This is a genomic window from Alteromonas sp. G4i35 (genome assembly GCF_054960375.1).
In genome coordinates this window covers 1-17,539 of record NZ_JBHNZD010000015.1, presented here as the reverse complement: position 1 = coordinate 17,539, position 17,539 = coordinate 1, and the positions used below count along the sequence as shown (strand labels likewise).

General features: G+C 45.7%; 17 protein-coding genes. 15 read left to right on the top strand and 2 right to left on the bottom strand.

Annotated features, from left to right (window positions below):
* The first annotated feature begins 24 nt into the window (after positions 1-24).
* The 10 genes from hfq (at position 25) to ACFI6L_RS11125 (ending at position 11,656) form a co-directional block, all read left to right on the top strand.
* Complete coding sequence (hfq, locus tag ACFI6L_RS11170; protein ID WP_014951092.1) at positions 25-273, top strand: RNA chaperone Hfq; 249 nt, start codon at positions 25-27, stop codon at positions 271-273.
* A 17-nt stretch (positions 274-290) separates the two neighbouring features.
* Positions 291-1,580 (top strand): ribosome rescue GTPase HflX, encoded by a 1,290-nt coding sequence (gene hflX, locus ACFI6L_RS11165; RefSeq protein ID WP_462574016.1) that lies wholly within the window; start codon positions 291-293, stop codon positions 1,578-1,580.
* A 67-nt stretch (positions 1,581-1,647) separates the two neighbouring features.
* Positions 1,648-2,799 carry an FtsH protease activity modulator HflK gene (gene hflK / locus ACFI6L_RS11160; protein ID WP_014980559.1) on the top strand — a complete coding sequence of 384 codons (1,152 nt, stop codon included), beginning with the start codon at positions 1,648-1,650 and terminating at the stop codon, positions 2,797-2,799.
* A 5-nt stretch (positions 2,800-2,804) separates the two neighbouring features.
* Positions 2,805-3,686: a protease modulator HflC gene (hflC, locus tag ACFI6L_RS11155; RefSeq protein ID WP_014980558.1), complete on the top strand. Its 882-nt coding sequence runs from the start codon at positions 2,805-2,807 to the stop codon at positions 3,684-3,686.
* Between the two features lie 295 nt (positions 3,687-3,981).
* Complete coding sequence (locus tag ACFI6L_RS11150) at positions 3,982-5,583, top strand: AbgT family transporter (RefSeq protein ID WP_207198752.1); 1,602 nt, start codon at positions 3,982-3,984, stop codon at positions 5,581-5,583.
* Positions 5,584-5,795: 212 nt separating this feature from the next.
* A complete protein-coding gene (gene hemH / locus ACFI6L_RS11145) occupies positions 5,796-6,875 on the top strand; it encodes a ferrochelatase (protein ID WP_014977649.1) in 1,080 nt (359 codons plus the stop codon).
* A 94-nt stretch (positions 6,876-6,969) separates the two neighbouring features.
* Positions 6,970-7,371, top strand: coding sequence for a DUF4112 domain-containing protein (locus ACFI6L_RS11140; RefSeq protein WP_014977648.1), 402 nt, complete (start codon positions 6,970-6,972; stop codon positions 7,369-7,371).
* 142 nt (positions 7,372-7,513) lie between these two features.
* On the top strand, positions 7,514-8,398 hold the full coding sequence (locus ACFI6L_RS11135; RefSeq protein WP_462574014.1) for a dioxygenase family protein: 885 nt from the start codon (positions 7,514-7,516) through the stop codon (positions 8,396-8,398).
* 151 nt (positions 8,399-8,549) lie between these two features.
* A complete protein-coding gene (locus ACFI6L_RS11130; protein ID WP_462574013.1) occupies positions 8,550-10,190 on the top strand; it encodes an acetolactate synthase large subunit in 1,641 nt (546 codons plus the stop codon).
* 32 nt (positions 10,191-10,222) lie between these two features.
* A complete protein-coding gene (locus ACFI6L_RS11125; RefSeq protein WP_014977646.1) occupies positions 10,223-11,656 on the top strand; it encodes an aldehyde dehydrogenase family protein in 1,434 nt (477 codons plus the stop codon).
* Positions 11,657-11,737: 81 nt separating this feature from the next.
* On the opposite strand, the gene ACFI6L_RS11120 is transcribed toward ACFI6L_RS11125, so the two are convergent.
* On the bottom strand, positions 11,738-12,097 hold the full coding sequence (locus tag ACFI6L_RS11120; RefSeq protein ID WP_014951082.1) for a DUF2237 family protein: 360 nt from the start codon (positions 12,095-12,097) through the stop codon (positions 11,738-11,740).
* A gap of 164 nt (positions 12,098-12,261) precedes the next feature.
* Here ACFI6L_RS11120 and ubiG point away from each other — a divergent pair, with 164 nt between their 5' ends.
* The 5 genes from ubiG (at position 12,262) to ACFI6L_RS11095 (ending at position 16,723) form a co-directional block, all read left to right on the top strand.
* Positions 12,262-13,014 carry a bifunctional 2-polyprenyl-6-hydroxyphenol methylase/3-demethylubiquinol 3-O-methyltransferase UbiG gene (gene ubiG / locus ACFI6L_RS11115; protein WP_462574012.1) on the top strand — a complete coding sequence of 251 codons (753 nt, stop codon included), beginning with the start codon at positions 12,262-12,264 and terminating at the stop codon, positions 13,012-13,014.
* A 249-nt stretch (positions 13,015-13,263) separates the two neighbouring features.
* Positions 13,264-14,253, top strand: coding sequence for an esterase/lipase family protein (locus ACFI6L_RS11110; protein WP_462574011.1), 990 nt, complete (start codon positions 13,264-13,266; stop codon positions 14,251-14,253).
* Positions 14,253-15,266 (top strand): lipase secretion chaperone, encoded by a 1,014-nt coding sequence (locus ACFI6L_RS11105; protein ID WP_462574010.1) that lies wholly within the window; start codon positions 14,253-14,255, stop codon positions 15,264-15,266. The genes ACFI6L_RS11110 and ACFI6L_RS11105 overlap by 1 nt, the downstream gene beginning before the upstream one ends.
* A 189-nt stretch (positions 15,267-15,455) precedes the next feature.
* The gene (locus ACFI6L_RS11100) at positions 15,456-16,064 is read left to right on the top strand and encodes a glutathione S-transferase family protein (protein WP_462574009.1); all 609 of its coding nucleotides are present in this window, start codon (positions 15,456-15,458) and stop codon (positions 16,062-16,064) included.
* Positions 16,064-16,723: a glutathione S-transferase family protein gene (locus ACFI6L_RS11095; protein WP_014951077.1), complete on the top strand. Its 660-nt coding sequence runs from the start codon at positions 16,064-16,066 to the stop codon at positions 16,721-16,723. The genes ACFI6L_RS11100 and ACFI6L_RS11095 overlap by 1 nt, the downstream gene beginning before the upstream one ends.
* On the opposite strand, the gene ACFI6L_RS11090 is transcribed toward ACFI6L_RS11095, so the two are convergent.
* Positions 16,713-17,539: LysR family transcriptional regulator (locus ACFI6L_RS11090; protein ID WP_462574008.1), on the bottom strand; the 827-nt coding region annotated here is incomplete at its 5' end. The two genes, ACFI6L_RS11095 and ACFI6L_RS11090, sit on opposite strands and share 11 nt — an antisense overlap.

Below are 17,539 nucleotides of genomic sequence, written 5' to 3'. Positions count from 1 at the left end.
AATAATAAAAACTAAGGATATCAAATGGCTAAAGGGCAATCTTTACAAGACCCATTCTTGAACGCTTTGCGTAAGGAACGTATTCCAGTATCAATTTATCTGGTAAACGGTATTAAACTTCAGGGACAGGTTGAATCTTTCGACCAGTTCGTAATTTTACTGAAGAACACAGTAAGCCAAATGGTGTATAAGCACGCGATTTCTACTGTTGTTCCAGCACGCGCTATCACAATGCCTAGCGCAGGAGATTCTGAAAATACTAAAGGTGAATAATTTAAAAGGTAACGCGCTTGTTTGACCGTTATAAAGCCGGTGAACAGGCTGTACTTGTTCATGTTAATTTTTCCGACGAGAACAGTAAAGAAGACTTAAGTGAGCTTGAATTGCTTGTGTCTTCAGCAGGGGTTAATGCGGTAGAAGTTATTACGACTTCGCGCAGTGCGCCTCATGCTAAGTTTTTTGTTGGTTCAGGTAAGGCAGAGGAAATAGCAGCGGCAGTGAAAGCACACGATGCCAACGTTGTTATTTTCAACCACGCGCTTTCTCCTTCTCAGGAGCGTAATTTAGAAGCGGTGTGTAAATGCCGGGTGTTAGATAGAACGGGGCTAATTCTTGATATTTTTGCGCAGCGCGCAAGAACACATGAGGGTAAGCTTCAGGTCGAACTAGCCCAGTTGAGGCATATCTCAACTCGTCTCATCAGAGGATGGACCCACCTTGAGCGTCAAAAAGGTGGTATTGGTCTTCGCGGTCCAGGTGAGACACAGCTAGAAACTGACCGTCGACTACTTCGTGGTCGTATTAAAGCCATTCTTCGTCGTTTGGAAAAAGTGCAAAAGCAACGCGAGCAGGGTCGCCGCTCGCGCAAACGCGCTGAAATTCCAACGGTATCCTTAGTTGGCTATACGAATGCGGGAAAATCGACGCTGTTTAACACCATTACCGACTCACACGTTTACGCTGCCGATCAGCTGTTTGCAACGCTAGATCCCACGTTACGCAAAATCGATTTAAAAGACGTAGGGCCGGCTATTTTAGCCGACACGGTAGGTTTTATTCGTCATCTTCCCCACGACCTCGTTGCTGCGTTTAAAGCGACACTTCAAGAGACTCAAGAAGCAGATTTACTGCTCCATGTGGTTGATATTGCTGATGCAAAATATCGCGAAACCATGGATGAAGTTAATGATGTACTTGAAGAAATTGAAGCTGGAGAGATTCAACAATTACTAATCTGTAATAAGATTGATAAACTAGACGACGTTCAACCGCGTATAGAAAGAAACGACGAAGGCGTGCCTGTTAGAGTGTGGCTATCTGCACAAACAGGCGAAGGAACGGAATTATTGAGCCAAGCTTTAACCGAATGTTTAGGTAAAAGTATGGTGAATTACACATTAAAGATTCCGCCTGCACAAAGTCGATTGCGCGGCGTGTTGTACGAACTAAACTGTATTGCTAGTGAAGAATACGACAGTCAGGGAGACTGGGTAGTTGATGTAAGAATGCCCGCCGCTGACTGGAACAGACTTGAAAAACGTCTGGAAAACGGAATATCAGAGTATGTTGTGCGACATTAGTCAGTGCTAGTCACTGCATTGAGCATGCGAAATTCAAAAATATAACAGTAATCTATGGAGTATCAGCATGGCTTGGAATGAGCCGGGTGGCAATAATAACGACCCGTGGAAGAATCGCGGTGGGAAAGAGCAAGGTCCCCCAGATTTGGACGATGTTTTTAAGAACTTATTTGGTAAGTTTGGAAAGTCAGGTGGCAACGGCGGTGGCTCAGGCAAAAGCCTAGGTGGTATCGGCGCTGGTATTCTTGTAGGTTTACTTGTCGTAATTTGGTTCATTAGTGGTTTTTACACTATTCGTGAAGCAGAACGTGGCGTAGTGCTTCGCTTCGGTGAGTACCACGAGCAGGTTGAGCCGGGTCTTCGTTGGGCGCCAACGTTTATTGACTCAGTAATCCCAGTTGATGTTCAGTCAATTCGCGACCAGTCATCTTCAGGCTCTATGCTTACAGAGGACGAAAACGTGGTAAGCGTTCAAATGGAAATGCAATTTCGCGTTGTAGACCCATATCGTTGGACGTTTGCCGTTGAAAGCCCTGAGCAGAGTTTAAGTCAGTCTCTTGATAGCGCTATTCGCTACGTAGTTGGCCACTCCAAAATGGACGACGTACTTACCGACGGCCGTGAAGTAACGCGTCAGCGTGTATGGGAAGAGCTTCAAGCGATCATTGAACCCTACAATATGGGGGTTTCCATTATCGATATGAACTTCCGTGATGCCCGCCCACCAGAGCAAGTTAAAGATGCTTTTGATGATGCGATTGCTGCACAGGAAGATGAACAACGTTTCATTCGCGAAGCAGAAGCCTATGCGAGAGAAATTGAGCCTCGTGCACGTGGTCAAGTCAATCGTATGAATGAAGAAGCGCAAGCATACAAAGAACGTGTAACGTTAGAAGCGCAGGGTGAAGTGGCACGTTTTGAAGAGCTGCTTCCTCAGTACGAGCGTGCTCCTCAAGTTACTCGCGAACGTATTTATCTAGAGACCATGGAAGAAGTGTTGGGTAACACCAGTAAAATCATGGTTGATAGCAAAGGCGGTAATAACATGATGTATTTGCCTTTAGATAAGATTATGGAACGTCAGCAATCTACTAACAACAAGAATACGCGCAATACACTGGAAGGCTTACAAGCACCAGTAACTGATGCTAACGGCCGCAGCCGCAACAGCTCGCCAAGTACAGGCTTGCGTGGCGATAGCTACAGAGAGGGGAGATAAGCACAATGAAGAATTTGTTAATTGCAGTATTCGTTCTTCTTGTATTGCTTGCATCAGGCTCACTGTTTGCAGTTAAAGAAGGCGAGCGCGCCATTGTTATTCAGTTTGGTAAGGTTCAGCGCGATGACGCGACCGGTGAAACTCGAGTTTTTGAGCCAGGTTTACACTTTAAACTTCCGTTCATTGACTCAGTACGCCATTTAGATGCGCGTATTCAAACGTTGGATGGAACGCCTGATCGCTTTGTAACAAGCGAGAAGAAAGACCTGATTGTTGACTCTTATGTTAAGTGGCGCATAGAAGATTTTGCACGTTACTACCTATCAACGGGTGGCAACAAGCTGCAAGCAGAAGCGCTACTGAAGCAAAAAGTAAACAACGGCCTACGTTCTGAGTTTGGTACTCGTACTATTGCACAAATCGTTTCTGGTGAGCGTTCAGCGCTTATGAACCAGGCAATGGAACAAGCTTCTACATCGTCTGATGAGCTTGGTATTGAAATTGTAGACGTACGCGTTAAGCAGATTAACTTACCCACTGAAGTGAGCAACTCGATCTTCCAGCGTATGCGCGCAGAGCGTGCCGCCGTAGCTCGTGAGCATCGTTCAGAAGGTCAAGAGCAAGCCGAAGTCATTAAGGCAAACATTGATGCGAAGGTAACGGTAATGCTTGCTGATGCTGAGCGTAATGCACGTCAACTTCGCGGTGAAGGTGATGCGATTGCGGCACAAATTTACGCTGACGCTTACTCAAAGAACGCTGATTTTTACAGCTTCCTGCGCAGTATGGACGCGTATAAGCAAAGCTTTAACAGCAAACAAGATGTCATGGTTATTGCACCAGACAGCGACTTCTTCAAGTATATGAACAAGTCAAACGGTAACTAAATAGCCGTAATTTGAAGCTTTAAAAACCAGTCTTTTTAGACTGGTTTTTTTACGCCTTTTGAAAGGCTAACGGTATGATATAGCGAGTTATATTTAATCTGTGTAGCCGGGCAATTTAGGAAAATGTACACTGACTTAACCCTTCATTTACCCTATCTACTGCCAAAATTTTACTAAATCGGGTAAAATACCGTCTGAATACTATTAAAACACGTCACTATTTATGTACAAGGTTGATGCCTTCCCAGCATTAACCTTGGTGTGGTAGACGTCAATAAACGACAGAGGGAAGATTTTGACAACGGAAAATACAAATACAGTGTCTGCCGATGATAGGGGCGGACAAGGTGGGTTATTCTCGCGATTTCTCACCACGGTGGAATGGTTAGGAAACCTGCTCCCACATCCAGTAACGCTGTTCGCTCTGCTTTCACTTTTCATTGTGTTACTTAGTGGGATACTTGGTTACTTTGACATTGCTGTAGCTGACCCTCGCCCAATAGGTGCAAAGGGGCGTGAAGAAGACGGTATGATTGAAGTCATATCGCTGATGAGCGCAGAAGGTTTGCAGCGAATAGTGACAGGCTTGGTTACCAATTTCACAGGCTTTGCGCCACTGGGTACCGTACTTGTTGCGCTTCTTGGTGTATCGGTAGCAGAACATTCTGGCCTGTTATCAGCAGCAATGCGCGCGTTGGTAATGAATGCCTCTAAACGTGCCGTGACCTTTGCTATCGTCTTCGCAGGTATCATTTCAAACACAGCATCAGAGCTTGGCTACGTGGTACTTATTCCACTGGCAGCGATGATTTTCCACTCGTTAGGTCGTCACCCGTTAGCGGGTCTGGCCGCCGCGTTTGCAGGTGTATCGGCTGGCTATAGCGCCAACCTACTGCTTGGAACTGTCGACCCACTGTTGTCGGGTATCACGGAAGCCGCTGCTCACATGATTGACCCCGACTATATGGTAGGTCCAGAAGTAAACTGGTACTTCATGTTCATCAGTACCTTCGTTGTAGCCACAATGGGCGCGTTGGTCACCGAAAAGGTTGTTGAGCCGAGACTCGGTAAATTTGACCCTGCTGATGCTTCCATAGATTTAGGCAAGCAATCAATGGACGCGCCTACGGATTTAGAAAAGAAAGGCCTGCGTTGGGCAGGTATATCGTTTGTTATTGTTTGCGCGATACTAGCGCTGACGGTAGTGCCAGAAAACGGTATATTGCGTCATCCAGAAACAGGTGAAGTAGCGGGCTCTCCGTTCCTTAAAGGCATTGTTGCATTCATATTTATCACCTTTGCTATTCCTGGCTTTGTTTACGGTAAAGTTACCAAGTCGATGAAGAACGACAAAGATGTTATTGATGCCATGTCTAAAAGCATGGGGGCAATGGGTCTTTACATTACGCTAGTATTCTTTGCTGCGCAGTTTGTTGCGTTTTTCAAGTGGACAAACCTAGGCACAGTATTAGCCGTTAAAGGTGCTGCGTTGTTACAAGCGGCAGGGTTAGATGGCCCAGCGGTGTTTATTCTGTTTATTTTGATGTGTGGTGTAGTGAACCTGTCGCTAGGGAGTGCATCAGCGCAATGGGCGGTAACAGCACCTATTTTTGTGCCAATGCTCATGCTCATAGGCTACGCGCCTGAAGTGATTCAAGCTGCATACCGTATTGGTGATTCAGTCACAAACGTTATCGCACCTATGATGAGCTATTTCGGACTCATCTTGGCCATGGCTGCAAGGTACAAGAAAGACTTGGGAATGGGCACGCTCATTGCCATGATGCTGCCTTACTCAATGGTGTTTATCGTAGGTTGGACAATTTTGTTCTACATTTGGGTGTTCCTACTCGGTATGCCGGTAGGCCCGGGCGCAGCGACTTACTATCAGCCTTAAATAGATAGCTTTACGGGCTGCCACACGCATAATGCGGCAGCAAACTAAGAAAGCGGCATGTGTTTTTGAAAAGTATTTTCGAACACCTGTCGCTTTTTTAATGCCCAAAAACTATTAACGCAATCGCACTTTTTTGGCGTTATAGCAGATCATAATCTAAGGTAATTCAGTATAATACGGATATAGCGCAGTACTTCTCGGACTATGAATACATGAAATACAAATCGAACAAAGGTTTTACTCACGGGCAACCAGATAAAATTGGCGTACTGGTAACGAATTTGGGGACACCGGAAGCGCCAACTAAGCAGGCGTTACGCCCTTATTTGAAAGAGTTTCTTTCTGACCCGCGGGTTGTGGAAGTGCCTAAAGCGATTTGGTGGTTTGTATTAAATGGTATCATTTTAAACTTTCGCCCTAAGCGTTCTGCTGAGGCTTATTCCACCGTATGGACGGAAGAAGGCTCTCCACTTATGGCTATTACTAAAGCGCAAGCATCAGCTATTGCTGAACGCTGTAAAACCCAATATGGCGATGACGTAATTGTTGATTTTGCCATGCGCTACGGCAAGCCCGCCATTGGTGATACCATCGAGTCCATGTTGGAAAAAGGCGTACGCAAACTCGTCGTTTTACCGCTTTACCCTCAATACAGCGCGTCGACAACTGGCTCCACATTTGATGCTATCGCTAAGGATTTCACCTCTCGCCGTTGGCTCCCAGAACTTCGCTTCGTGAATCACTATCACGACCGCGATAATTTCATTACCGCGCTGGCGAACAAAGTAAAAGCGCATTGGGAAACCCATGGAAGAGCGGACAAGCTTATTTTGTCTTACCACGGTATTCCTAAGCGCTATTTAATGAATGGTGACCCCTATCACTGCGAGTGCCACAAAACGTCGCGCTTGCTTGCCGAGAAACTTGGCCTTTCACACGACGAATATATGACAACCTTCCAATCTCGTTTTGGTCGAGAAGAGTGGTTGAAACCGTATACAGATGAAACGTTAAAGTCTTTACCTGAAAAAGGGGTGAAATCCATTCAGGTTATGTGCCCTGGCTTCTCAGCCGATTGCTTGGAAACTATTGAAGAAATTGGTGAAGAGAATCGCGAGTACTTTATGGAAGCTGGTGGTGAGCGCTATGAATACATCGCGGCACTTAACAGTGACAAAGAACATATAGACGTGCTTTTTGACATAGTGCAAGAAAACCTGCATGGGTGGACAGTACAGTCGGACAACGGTTTGCGCGCAGGCTTAGCAAGAGCGCTAGGCGCTGAAAAGTAGCGTTTAAAAAAGCTGACAGTAAACGTTTCGAGAAAAACCAATAGGGAAATCACCCTTGGTGGCGCATTTATTATATTAAAAGGGAGATAAGGTCGTGGAAGGAAAAGCACCAAAGGCACTACTTAAAGCGCAAAAACTGGCGAACTTGCTGGATACTGCTGTAAAGCTCCCTTTTATCCCAATAAGAATAGGCTTGGATTCAATCGTGGGCCTTATCCCAGGAGCCGGTGACGCGCTGATGCTCTTCGTTTCACTTCGAATAGTTTGGCTGGGAAAATCATTGGGTATGCCCAAAGCGCTAATAGCTCAAATGGTAAAAAACTCAGCAATCGACTTTGGCTTAGGTTTTATTCCATTTGTTGGCGACATTGTGGATATATTCTATAAAGCCAATCAGAAAAATGTCCGTATTATGGAGCGCTGGTGGATAAGCGAAAATAAACATGAGGTAGATAAAGTAACACAGAAGGCACTATCCGAATGGAGTGCTGAATAACCTAGGTTTAGTTACCCAAATACCTGCGCTTTTTTCACTTTGCTTATTTACTGTGTAAAGCTACGTAAAGCTTGAGTAAATAAGAGAACCTTGTCCTTTAGCTAAATGTCTTTTTTGCAAAGACAACCAAGGGCAACGCACGATGACATCAAAAAAATTAACGGAAAAGCCGCTCAAGCGACGCCGCTTTATGAAAACAGCGGTGGGGCTTACATTGGCTCCTATTGCTATCGGGTTGTGGGGTTGTGGAGGTTCTAATTCCACCTCTACAAGTTCCACAGCATCTAACTCCTCATCTTCCAATAACGACACCGATTCAAATGCCGAACCTGAAGAAGATTTTGACGGTTGGGCAAGCGGTGGCACGTCAGCTATGACGTCAGACTTTCCAGACGATAGTTTATTTGACACTGCTTCTGTATGCAGTGTGGCTCTCACAGGTTCTCAAACGGAAGGCCCGTGCTATTTTCAAAGTGACTATCTTGACGACATCTCATATGAGCAAACAGGTTTGCCGATGATGTTGTGTCTTCAGTTAATTGATGAAGCGTGTAATCCCCTATCGGGTTATGAAATTGAAGTATGGCATTGCGATGTAGATGGCGTTTATTCAGGAGATACCAGTGATAGTGTCGATGCCAGCGGATTTAATTCGGCATTTTGCACGGGAAATGAAGCGGATGCATTAAGTGCGAAGTGCTTCAGAGGTATTGCGGTGACAGATGCTAGCGGAAGAATAAACCTAAAAAGCTGTTTTCCCGGCTGGTACAGTAGCCGAGCTATCCACATCCATTTTCGTATACGTCGCAACAATACTGATCAATTGGTTTCTCAATTTGGCTTTTCCGATAGCTTTTGCCAAGACATTTGTACCAATCATCCCGACTACAGTCACCGGGGTGAGCCAGACACGTTGCTGGGGCAAGATACAGTGTTTGGCAGTGACTACAATGAATATACATTTAGTGTGTCACAAAACGAAGATGGTTCTTTGCTCGCATACAAGCGCATAATAATCAGTGATTAGACTTCCTTTTTCTCTCCTATACACTATTTTTTAACATGCCCGTTAGCAACGGGCATTTTATTACGCACAGTAAACCCATTCGCAGCATTGTTTCGTAGCACAACTAATAAGAACTTTATTTTCTGCTCAAATTACAAGGAGCGTGCAGCACATGAAAGCGTCCGATTTATTTGTTAAAGCGTTAGAAGCAGAAGGCGTGGAATACGTCTTTGGTATCCCAGGTGAAGAAAACCTCGACTTACTTGAGTCGTTGCGCGAGTCCTCTATTAAACTGGTGCTGACGCGTCACGAGCAAGGTGCTGGTTTTATGGCTGCTACTTACGGCAGGCTTACCGGAAAAGTGGGAGTGTGCCTTTCGACCTTAGGACCTGGGGCCACTAATCTAGTTACTCCCGCGGCTTATGCTCAACTTGGCGCTATGCCAATGTTGATGATTACTGGGCAAAAGCCGATCAAAACCAGCAAGCAAGGTCGCTTTCAAGTTATCGACATCGTTGACATGATGCGGCCGATCACTAAATTCACCAACCAGATTGTGAGTGGCGATAGAATACCTTCTACTGTGCGAGAGGCATTTCGTCTAGCCCATGAAGAGCGCCCGGGCGCTGTACACATTGAACTACCGGAAGACATTGCCGCAGAACAAACCAGTGCCCAAATACTAACACCTAGCATGGCCCGTCGACCTATCGCCGAATACAAAGCAATTGCTGCTGCGGTTACTATGATTGAAGAAGCCCAGTCACCTTTGTTATTGATTGGCGCCGGAGCAAACAGAAAGCTAACAGCGAAAATGCTCAGGGAGTTTGTTGATAAAACCTGCATTCCATTTGTTACCACCCAAATGGGCAAAGGGGTACTAAACGAAAGCGACTCGCGCTTTGCAGGGAATACTGCTCTGTCTGACGGTGACTTTGTACACAGGGCAATAGAGCGTGCCGATCTTATTATCAACGTAGGCCACGATGTGGTAGAAAAGCCACCGTTCTTCATGCATCACAACGATAAAAAAGTGATTCATGTCAACTTTGATTCGGCTGCCGTAGACCCTGTTTACTTCCCGCAACTCGAAGTCGTTGGAGATATTGCTAACAGCATCTGGCAAATAAAAGAAGGCATTACTCCCCAAGACAGTTGGAAACTCGACTTCTACAAAGATGTGCATCAAGCCTATGTAGACCACCGTGCTGAAGCAGAAGACGATAATCGATTCCCTATCTTACCAGAACGTCTTGTACGCGATATTCGTAAAGTTATGCCTGATAACGGCATTGTTACGTTAGACAACGGCGTATATAAAATATGGTTTGCCCGAAATTACCCCGCATATCATCCGAATACCCTGCTTTTAGATAACGCACTGGCTTCAATGGGAGCCGGTTTGCCATCAGCTATAGCAGCCAAATTAGTGAAGCCTGATGTCCCTGTGGTAAGCGTATGCGGCGATGGCGGCTTTATGATGAATAGCCAAGAAATTGAGACTGCCGTTAGACTTAAGCTTGACCTTGTGGTGATCATCTTGCGCGACGATGCGTACGGAATGATCAAGTGGAAACAAGCAAACATGCAGTTCGATGAGTTTGGTTTAGATTATGGCAACCCCAACTTTGTTAAATACGCACAAAGTTACGGCGCGCAGGGCTGGAGAGTTGACGATGCGGATGTACTTATTCACTTGGTTGATAAGTGTTTGAACACAAAAGGCGTACATATTATCGATTGTCCAGTTGATTACAGTATGAATGACAAAACACTAAATCATACTATTAAAGAGCTTAGCGCCAAGCTTTAAGCCAAACGTAACAGAAAGGTAAGGAGTAAAAAATGTTGAAGGAAAGCTATCCCTATTATTTAGCGAGTGAGCCACATTATGCCAATACCGACTTGGACGTGACTAATAAATACACCGGAGAGGTAGCAACCAAGGTGGCGATGGCCGATGCGGATACCATCGATAAGGCCATTGCTGCAGCAGAAGAAGCGCAGCCTGCGATGGCCGCCATGGCTCCTTTCGAAAGACAAGCGGTGCTAGAGCACTGTGTGAAGCGCTTTACCGAAAGAGCCGACGAGTTGGCACAAGCGCTTTGTATAGAGGCTGGTAAGCCAATTAAAGACGCTAAGGGCGAAGTCAGCCGTCTTATCGATACCTTCAAAATAGCGGCAGAAGAATCAGTGCGTATTAACGGCGAGGTGGTGAATTTAGAAATCTCGGCGCGCGCCAAAGGTTATCAGGGCATGACCAAGAAGGTCCCCATAGGTCCATGTTCATTTATATCGCCGTTTAATTTTCCTCTGAATTTGGCTGCGCACAAGGTGGCTCCTGCAATCGCAGCAGGCTGTACCTTTGTACTTAAGCCTGCCTCGCGAACCCCTATTGGTGCGCTTATTATTGGTGAGGTATTAGCTGAAACCGACTTACCCAAAGGCGCATTTTCTATTCTACCCTGTAGCCGCGACGGCGCTGATTTATTCACTACTGATGAAAGACTAAAGCTGCTTAGCTTCACAGGTTCACCTGATGTGGGCTGGGCGCTTAAAGCAAAAGCAGGAAAGAAGCCGGTGGTATTGGAGCTTGGCGGTAACGCCGCATGTGTAGTTGATGAAGATGCCGATATTGAAGACGCCATCGACCGGGTAATTGTCGGAGCTTATTATCAATCAGGGCAAAGTTGTATAAGTGTTCAGCGCCTTTTAGTGCACAGCAAAATATACGATGAGTTTAAGTCGCGCTATGTGGAAAAAGTGAAAGCGTTAGTGTCTGGCGACCCGTCTAATGAAGACACCTTTATTGGCCCTATGATCTCAGAAGGCGAAGCAGAGCGCCTTCACGGCTGGATTGAAGAAGCAAAAGAGAAAGGTGCCACCATTCTATGCGGCGGAACACGAGACGGCGCCATGCTTGAGGCTACGGTAATGGAAAATGTACCAAAGGATTGTGATGCCAGTGCCGAAGAAGCGTTTGGCCCTCTATCTATTCTGGTGCCATTCGATGACTATGACGAAGCGCTTGAAGAAGTAAATAACAGCCGCTACGGACTTCAAGCAGGTGTGTTTACCCGCGATATATACAAAGCGCACAAAGCATGGGACGTGCTTGACGTTGGTGGTGTGGTCATTGGAGATGTACCTAGCTGGCGGGTGGACAACATGCCCTATGGTGGCGTGAAGGACTCAGGTCTAGGGCGCGAAGGTATTCGCTATGCGATTGAAGATATGTCTGAGACTCGACTTATGGTTATTCGTACTCCTCAGCAGTAAATTGAACTTCACTGCTCAATCAAGCAATGTTCGCGCAATAGTGCGAATATAAGCATTCGAGGGCGAGGCGGCAGGTTTAGATTAATCTGCCGCGTACTCTTCTAGCAGTGAAAGTGGAATAATATCTAACGCTTTTTCATGTGTGGCTTCCAAGCGTACTTTCGGCGCTACACCTGCCTCATAGGCTTGTAGCCAGCGAGCGGCACACAAACACCATCTGTCGCCTGCTAACAGGCCAGGAAATGTCATACTAGGCCACGGCGTGATGAGGTCGTTGCCTTGTCGTAGCGAAAATTGAAGAAATTCGTCAGTGACAACCGCGCATACGCTGTGATTACCCACATCAGCGTCTGGTACATAGCAAAATCCTTCTCGAGTAAATCCAGTATTTCCACAGCATAGCTGGAGTGGGCGTCCATAAACATTTTTTGCGTTCGCCAAAATCAGAACCCTCTTTTACAACGTATGGTTTAATAGGTATGTCTTATTCAAATCGCCAAGTAGCGAATTTAGGATGAATAGAACCTTATCTATCCACCTTATGACCCTGCTCGACAAGGGTCAACAATAAGCGCTACGGTAACTACGTTTTAAGGTAAAAAATCGTGCTCGATAAAAGCAAAAAAACAGGTGACAGTAACTTTTCTGAACAAGAGATTGCGCGCTTCGATGCGCTGGCTGACTCTTGGTGGGACCCAGAAGGCAAATACAAAACCGCGCTGGATTTTAATCGGGCAAGACTAAACGTTATAAAAGCACAAATAGAAAATCATTTCGGTCAGGGCAACTTGCCTCCCGATTATTCTGCCTTATCAGTGATAGATATTGGCAGTGGCGGTGGGCTAATAAGCGAACCGCTAGCAAAATTAGGCGCTCAAGTTACGGGAATAGATGCCAGTGCGGTGAGCATAGAAGTGGCAAGGCGCCATGCTCAAAATACAGGAGTAAAGGTAGACTATCAGCATAAACTCTCAAGCGAGGTAGTAGAAGAAGGTCGGCAATATGATGTGGTAATTAACGCCGAAGTTGTTGAGCACGTGCCTGACCAGCAGCAGCTTATGCGCGAGTGCGCAAGTTTGGTTAAGCCGGGTGGCCTCCTGATTTTGGCGACGCTGAACCGCACGCTGAAAAGTTATGTTGTTGCCATAGTGGGGGCGGAATACGTAATGCGCTACTTACCAATAGGAACCCATGACTGGAAGAAATTTGTTAAGCCCTGCGAATTAAAACGCTGGATTGGAAATGAGTTTACCCTTAAGTATCAGGTCGGTATGAGGCTAAACCCACTTAAAGGAGAGTGGCTAACCACTTCGAGCCTAGCGGTAAACTACATTCAAGCATATTCCAAACATAAATAAGCGACTATAAGTGTTATTTATGTCCTGTATGTTTAGTGCAAATGGTATGGGTTAACATACTTCATACCTGACGCTATCTTTCTGAATTAACTGACTAATAATAACTAACTCCGTCGAAAATTTACCTATACACAGTAAAAGCCTTTATTAAAGATTTCACACAAAGGTTGATCTTTACATAGTGTTTACATAATTATAACAAAGGTCTGACCACAGACCACATATAACCATAATTATGGGACACACTCGATGACACTATATAACCACTTACGCTCTATAAGAATACGCTCTACAAAACCATGGCTCGGTAAATTCGCCGTGTTATTAGCTTTGTTCAGTATGACATTAGGCTTGTCTGGCCAAGCCTACGCTGGCACCTACGCAAAAACCAAGCACCCTATTGTGTTAGTTCACGGTCTGTTTGGGTTCGAAGATATCTTATTTGTTGATTATTTCTATAAGGTACCGCACAAACTTAGCCGAAACGGCGCTGTTGTCTATATCGCAGAGGTCTCACCAGCAAACTCGACCGAAGTCCGCGGTGAACAGTTACTCGATTACATTGATGAAGTTCTGGCGCTATCAGGAGCTGACAAAGTGAATTTAATTGGACACAGTCACGGTGGTCCAACGGCACGTTACGCCGCAAGCGTTGCCCCAGATAAGGTTGCTTCGGTAAGTTCAGTTGCCGGCGTAAACTGGGGAAGCAAAGTGGCAGATGAACTACGAGACGCTTTTTCTGAAGGTTCAGTGGGCGAAGGTGCTGCGGGCGTTGTAGTTAATGCGTTCGCCAATATCATCGAGATTGCCTCTGGGTCAGATCCGCGAGACAAACCTACAGATTCAATCGCTGCGCTTAATTCATTGTCTACGTCTGGCTCTGTTGCTTTCAATCAAAAATATCCAGAAGGGATGCCTACTGCCTACTGCCGCAACGATGGAAAAATGTTGGCTGAAAATGGCGTGTACTATTTCTCGTGGAGCGGAGGCAGAACTTACACCAATGCACTTGATGTAGTTGACCCATTCTTGGCTATTACTGGCACCGCATTCAAAGAGCCAAACGATGGGCTAGTATCGACCTGTAGTTCTCATTTAGGCAAAGTACTTAAAGACAACTATAAAATGAACCACCTTGATGAAGTCAACCAGAGCTTTGGCATAACGCACTGGTTTGAAATCGACCCAGTAGACGTGTTTGTTCGTCAGGCTAACCGACTGAAAGGCTTAGGGCTGTAGTGGCGAATCGTCAATTACGCCGTGTTTTTCCCATACTAGGAGGGCTGCTTGCCCTCTTAGTATTCGGTACTATTCTTTACAACCAGTTAGCGTCTGAATCTCAAACCTCTAGTTCAGAAATTTTCAGTCAACGCTCATCCTCAGGTGCACAAGCGAAAGCCGGAGAATACGAGTTAGAAGGAGGCGGTGCAGTACATCAAGTAACTGATGTAGGTAGTCATCGGGATAGTGACACTGATATTGCAGCTGATCGTACAAAAGCTGATCTCATTCCCTTTGAACTCAATTACTCAACCAAAGACGCTTTCGATCGCTTCGTATTTACACGTTCCTCAGAAGTGCCGCAAGCAGTGAAACTTGCCTACACAACCCATGCTCACGAAGTATTCACACTCAGCACGCAAGGTGACGCAATCGACTTATTTGTCCGGTATGTCGATTACAAAGTGGCGCTGTCTTTGGTTGAATTGGACGTCGACCTTGCCAGTCACAGCTTGCAGGATGTGTCGTTTAAGCTAGATGAGCGAGAGGAAATTAGGCGAACTTACTTTAATAATACTGAATACCACTATCTGTTTAGTCAAGAAGCGCAGGTAGATGAGGCGGCGCTAGCACGTTTAAGTGTTGCCCAAGAAAACACCTTGTCCAGAGACGAAAGAAAGGCCCTTATCGTCGAGTCAATTAAAGCGGGAAACTCCGCCGAACGTGAAGCCTTCCAGCCCACGCTTAATATGCATCGAATAAACGAAATAAAAAACAACCACAGCACTATTAACGATCGCTATAACGCAGTGGCGGCTGAATTTGGTAGCGAAGTTGCAGAACGCTTTTCCAAAACATGGGCACAACAAGCTCAGTGGCAAAACAGAATTGCCGAATACAAAACATTCCGCGATAACTTGGTTCAGCAATCTCTTGATTCAAACGCAATAGAAAAAGCACTGCAAGAGTATCAATCTGCCCATTTTACTGACAATGAAATAAAGCGTCTTAAAGTACTCACAGCGCTGTAGCAGCATCTAGATAGAGCTGGTTCAAGACCTGCAACTGGTTAATTATCTGCGAAAAACACAGAGGTGTAACCATAAAGGCGCTGAATAGTATGAGTCATATACAGAGTGATTTGAAAGCGTACTGCACAGTTACTAATCTTGGGTTATTACAATTCCTGACTAATCACCATAAGGCCCGTAATCATCATTATGAAAATCTACGAAACAAAGACTGCGCCCAACCCACGTCGAGTACGAATGTTTTTAGCTGAGAAGGGCATTGACGTTGACTACGTTCAGGTCGACATTCAAAAGGGTGAAAATCTAACTGCGGAAATGCGCGCGAAGAACCCGCTGGGAAAGATACCTATTTTAGAGCTTGATGACGGCACCTGTATTGCCGAAACCGATGCCATTTGTACGTATTTTGAAGCACTGCAGCCAGAGCCACCGCTAATGGGAACAGCGCCCGTTGAAAAAGCGACTATTTCTATGTGGCAACGACAAGTAGAGTTCGCGTTTATGATGCAAATTGGTATGTGTTTTCAACATACTACAGGCTACTTTAAAGATCGTATGACGCCGGTTCCTGAATTCGGTAAGGAAGCGGGTATTAATGCGTCGAAATATTTGAACATTTTAGAGCGTCGACTTGGTGTTAAAGAGTTTATTGCTGGTGACACCTTTTCTATTGCTGATATAACCGCGTTATGCGCTATGGATTTCGCCCGTGTGGTAAAAATTCGTATGACTGACGAGCATGTCAATCTGGCGCGCTGGTATGAGGCGGTAAGTAACAGAGAGAGTGCAAAAGCCTAATGATCGATTTATACACCGCAGCCACACCGAACGGTTGGAAAGCGTCGGTAGCGCTTGAAGAAATGGGGCTTGAATACACCGCCCATGCCGTAAACCTGATGAAGGGAGAGCAGAAAACTCCTGAATTTTTGGCAATGAACCCCAATGGCCGTATTCCGGTAATTGTGGATAGAGAAGCCGACGGTCACATCGTGTTTGAGTCTGGCGCTATCATGATTTATCTCGCAGAAAAAAGCGGTATGTTTTTACCCTCCGACGCAAAGCGCAAAAGCCAGGTTTTACAGTGGGTCATGTTTCAGATGGGAGGCATAGGCCCAATGATGGGCCAAGCTAATGTGTTCCACCGTTACTTAGAAGAAAAAATTCCGGTGGCGATAGCACGTTATCAAAACGAAGTACGTCGCCTATTCACCGTGCTAGATGGGAGGCTAGAAAATCGAGAGTATTTGGTCGACGACTACAGTATTGCTGACATGGCGAACTGGTGTTGGGTGCGTACCTATGAATGGTCTGGTGTAAGCATAGAAGGGTTAGACAACTTAACCCGTTGGAAAAACAGTATTGAAGCGAGGCCAGCCGCACGGCGTGGAGTGGAAGTCCCTAATAAAATTGACAGAGAAGCACTGATCAAAGGGGCTAAAAATGTTGTTACGAAATAGCGCTTTTAACTGAGTCGACAAACCGGTTGAGCCATCCCGATGCCATGCTAGGTTTGTAAACAAGTTCGAAGTGCTCCGTATGATAAAAGTCATAACCTAATACATCGACGCTAGTAAGGTTATGGCTTTTTGCTATGAAGTCAGGCACGTAGGCCAAGGCCAGTCCTTGTCGAACAATGGATATCAGCGTGCCAAAATCATTACATCGATAGCGAATTGAGCGGGGCACTTTGTCGTCTCTCCATCCATCAGAACCGATGCCGCGTTTTATTCCACAAAAGGGCGAAACATCAGGGCAGGCGAATGCGTAACCGTACAAACTTTGACTTGTTAATGCGCCGTTCTTTGCTTCAGTTACCGCAGCGTGGTTTTCCGCTGCAGCGACCACATATGTAGACGAACCTAGCGATATATGATGAAGAGAAGGGTCTTTCTCTCGTTCTTCCATCGCAAAAGAGGTGGCAATAGCGAGATCGCTTCCTCCTTTTGACACACTATCCAGCGCTTTACCTTCCCAACAAGCATTAATATTTACGTGAAAGTGAGTTTGTAAAAAAGAGGGCTTGGAAAGCAACGTAGGTAAGTAGTATTGAAGCAATAGCGATGGGCCAGCAACAGTAACGTTGTATACAGCAGTACTTCCTCTAAACTCACTGAGAGCTTGATCGGCTTCGTGCACAAGATGAGTGGCATAAAGCAGAAATTTGTTACCCCGTTGGTTGAGTCGAATATGTTTACCTACTCGGTCAAATACTTGCACCTCCAATTTATGCTCTATGCGCTTTACTACTTTAGACAACGCGCCTGTGGTCACTG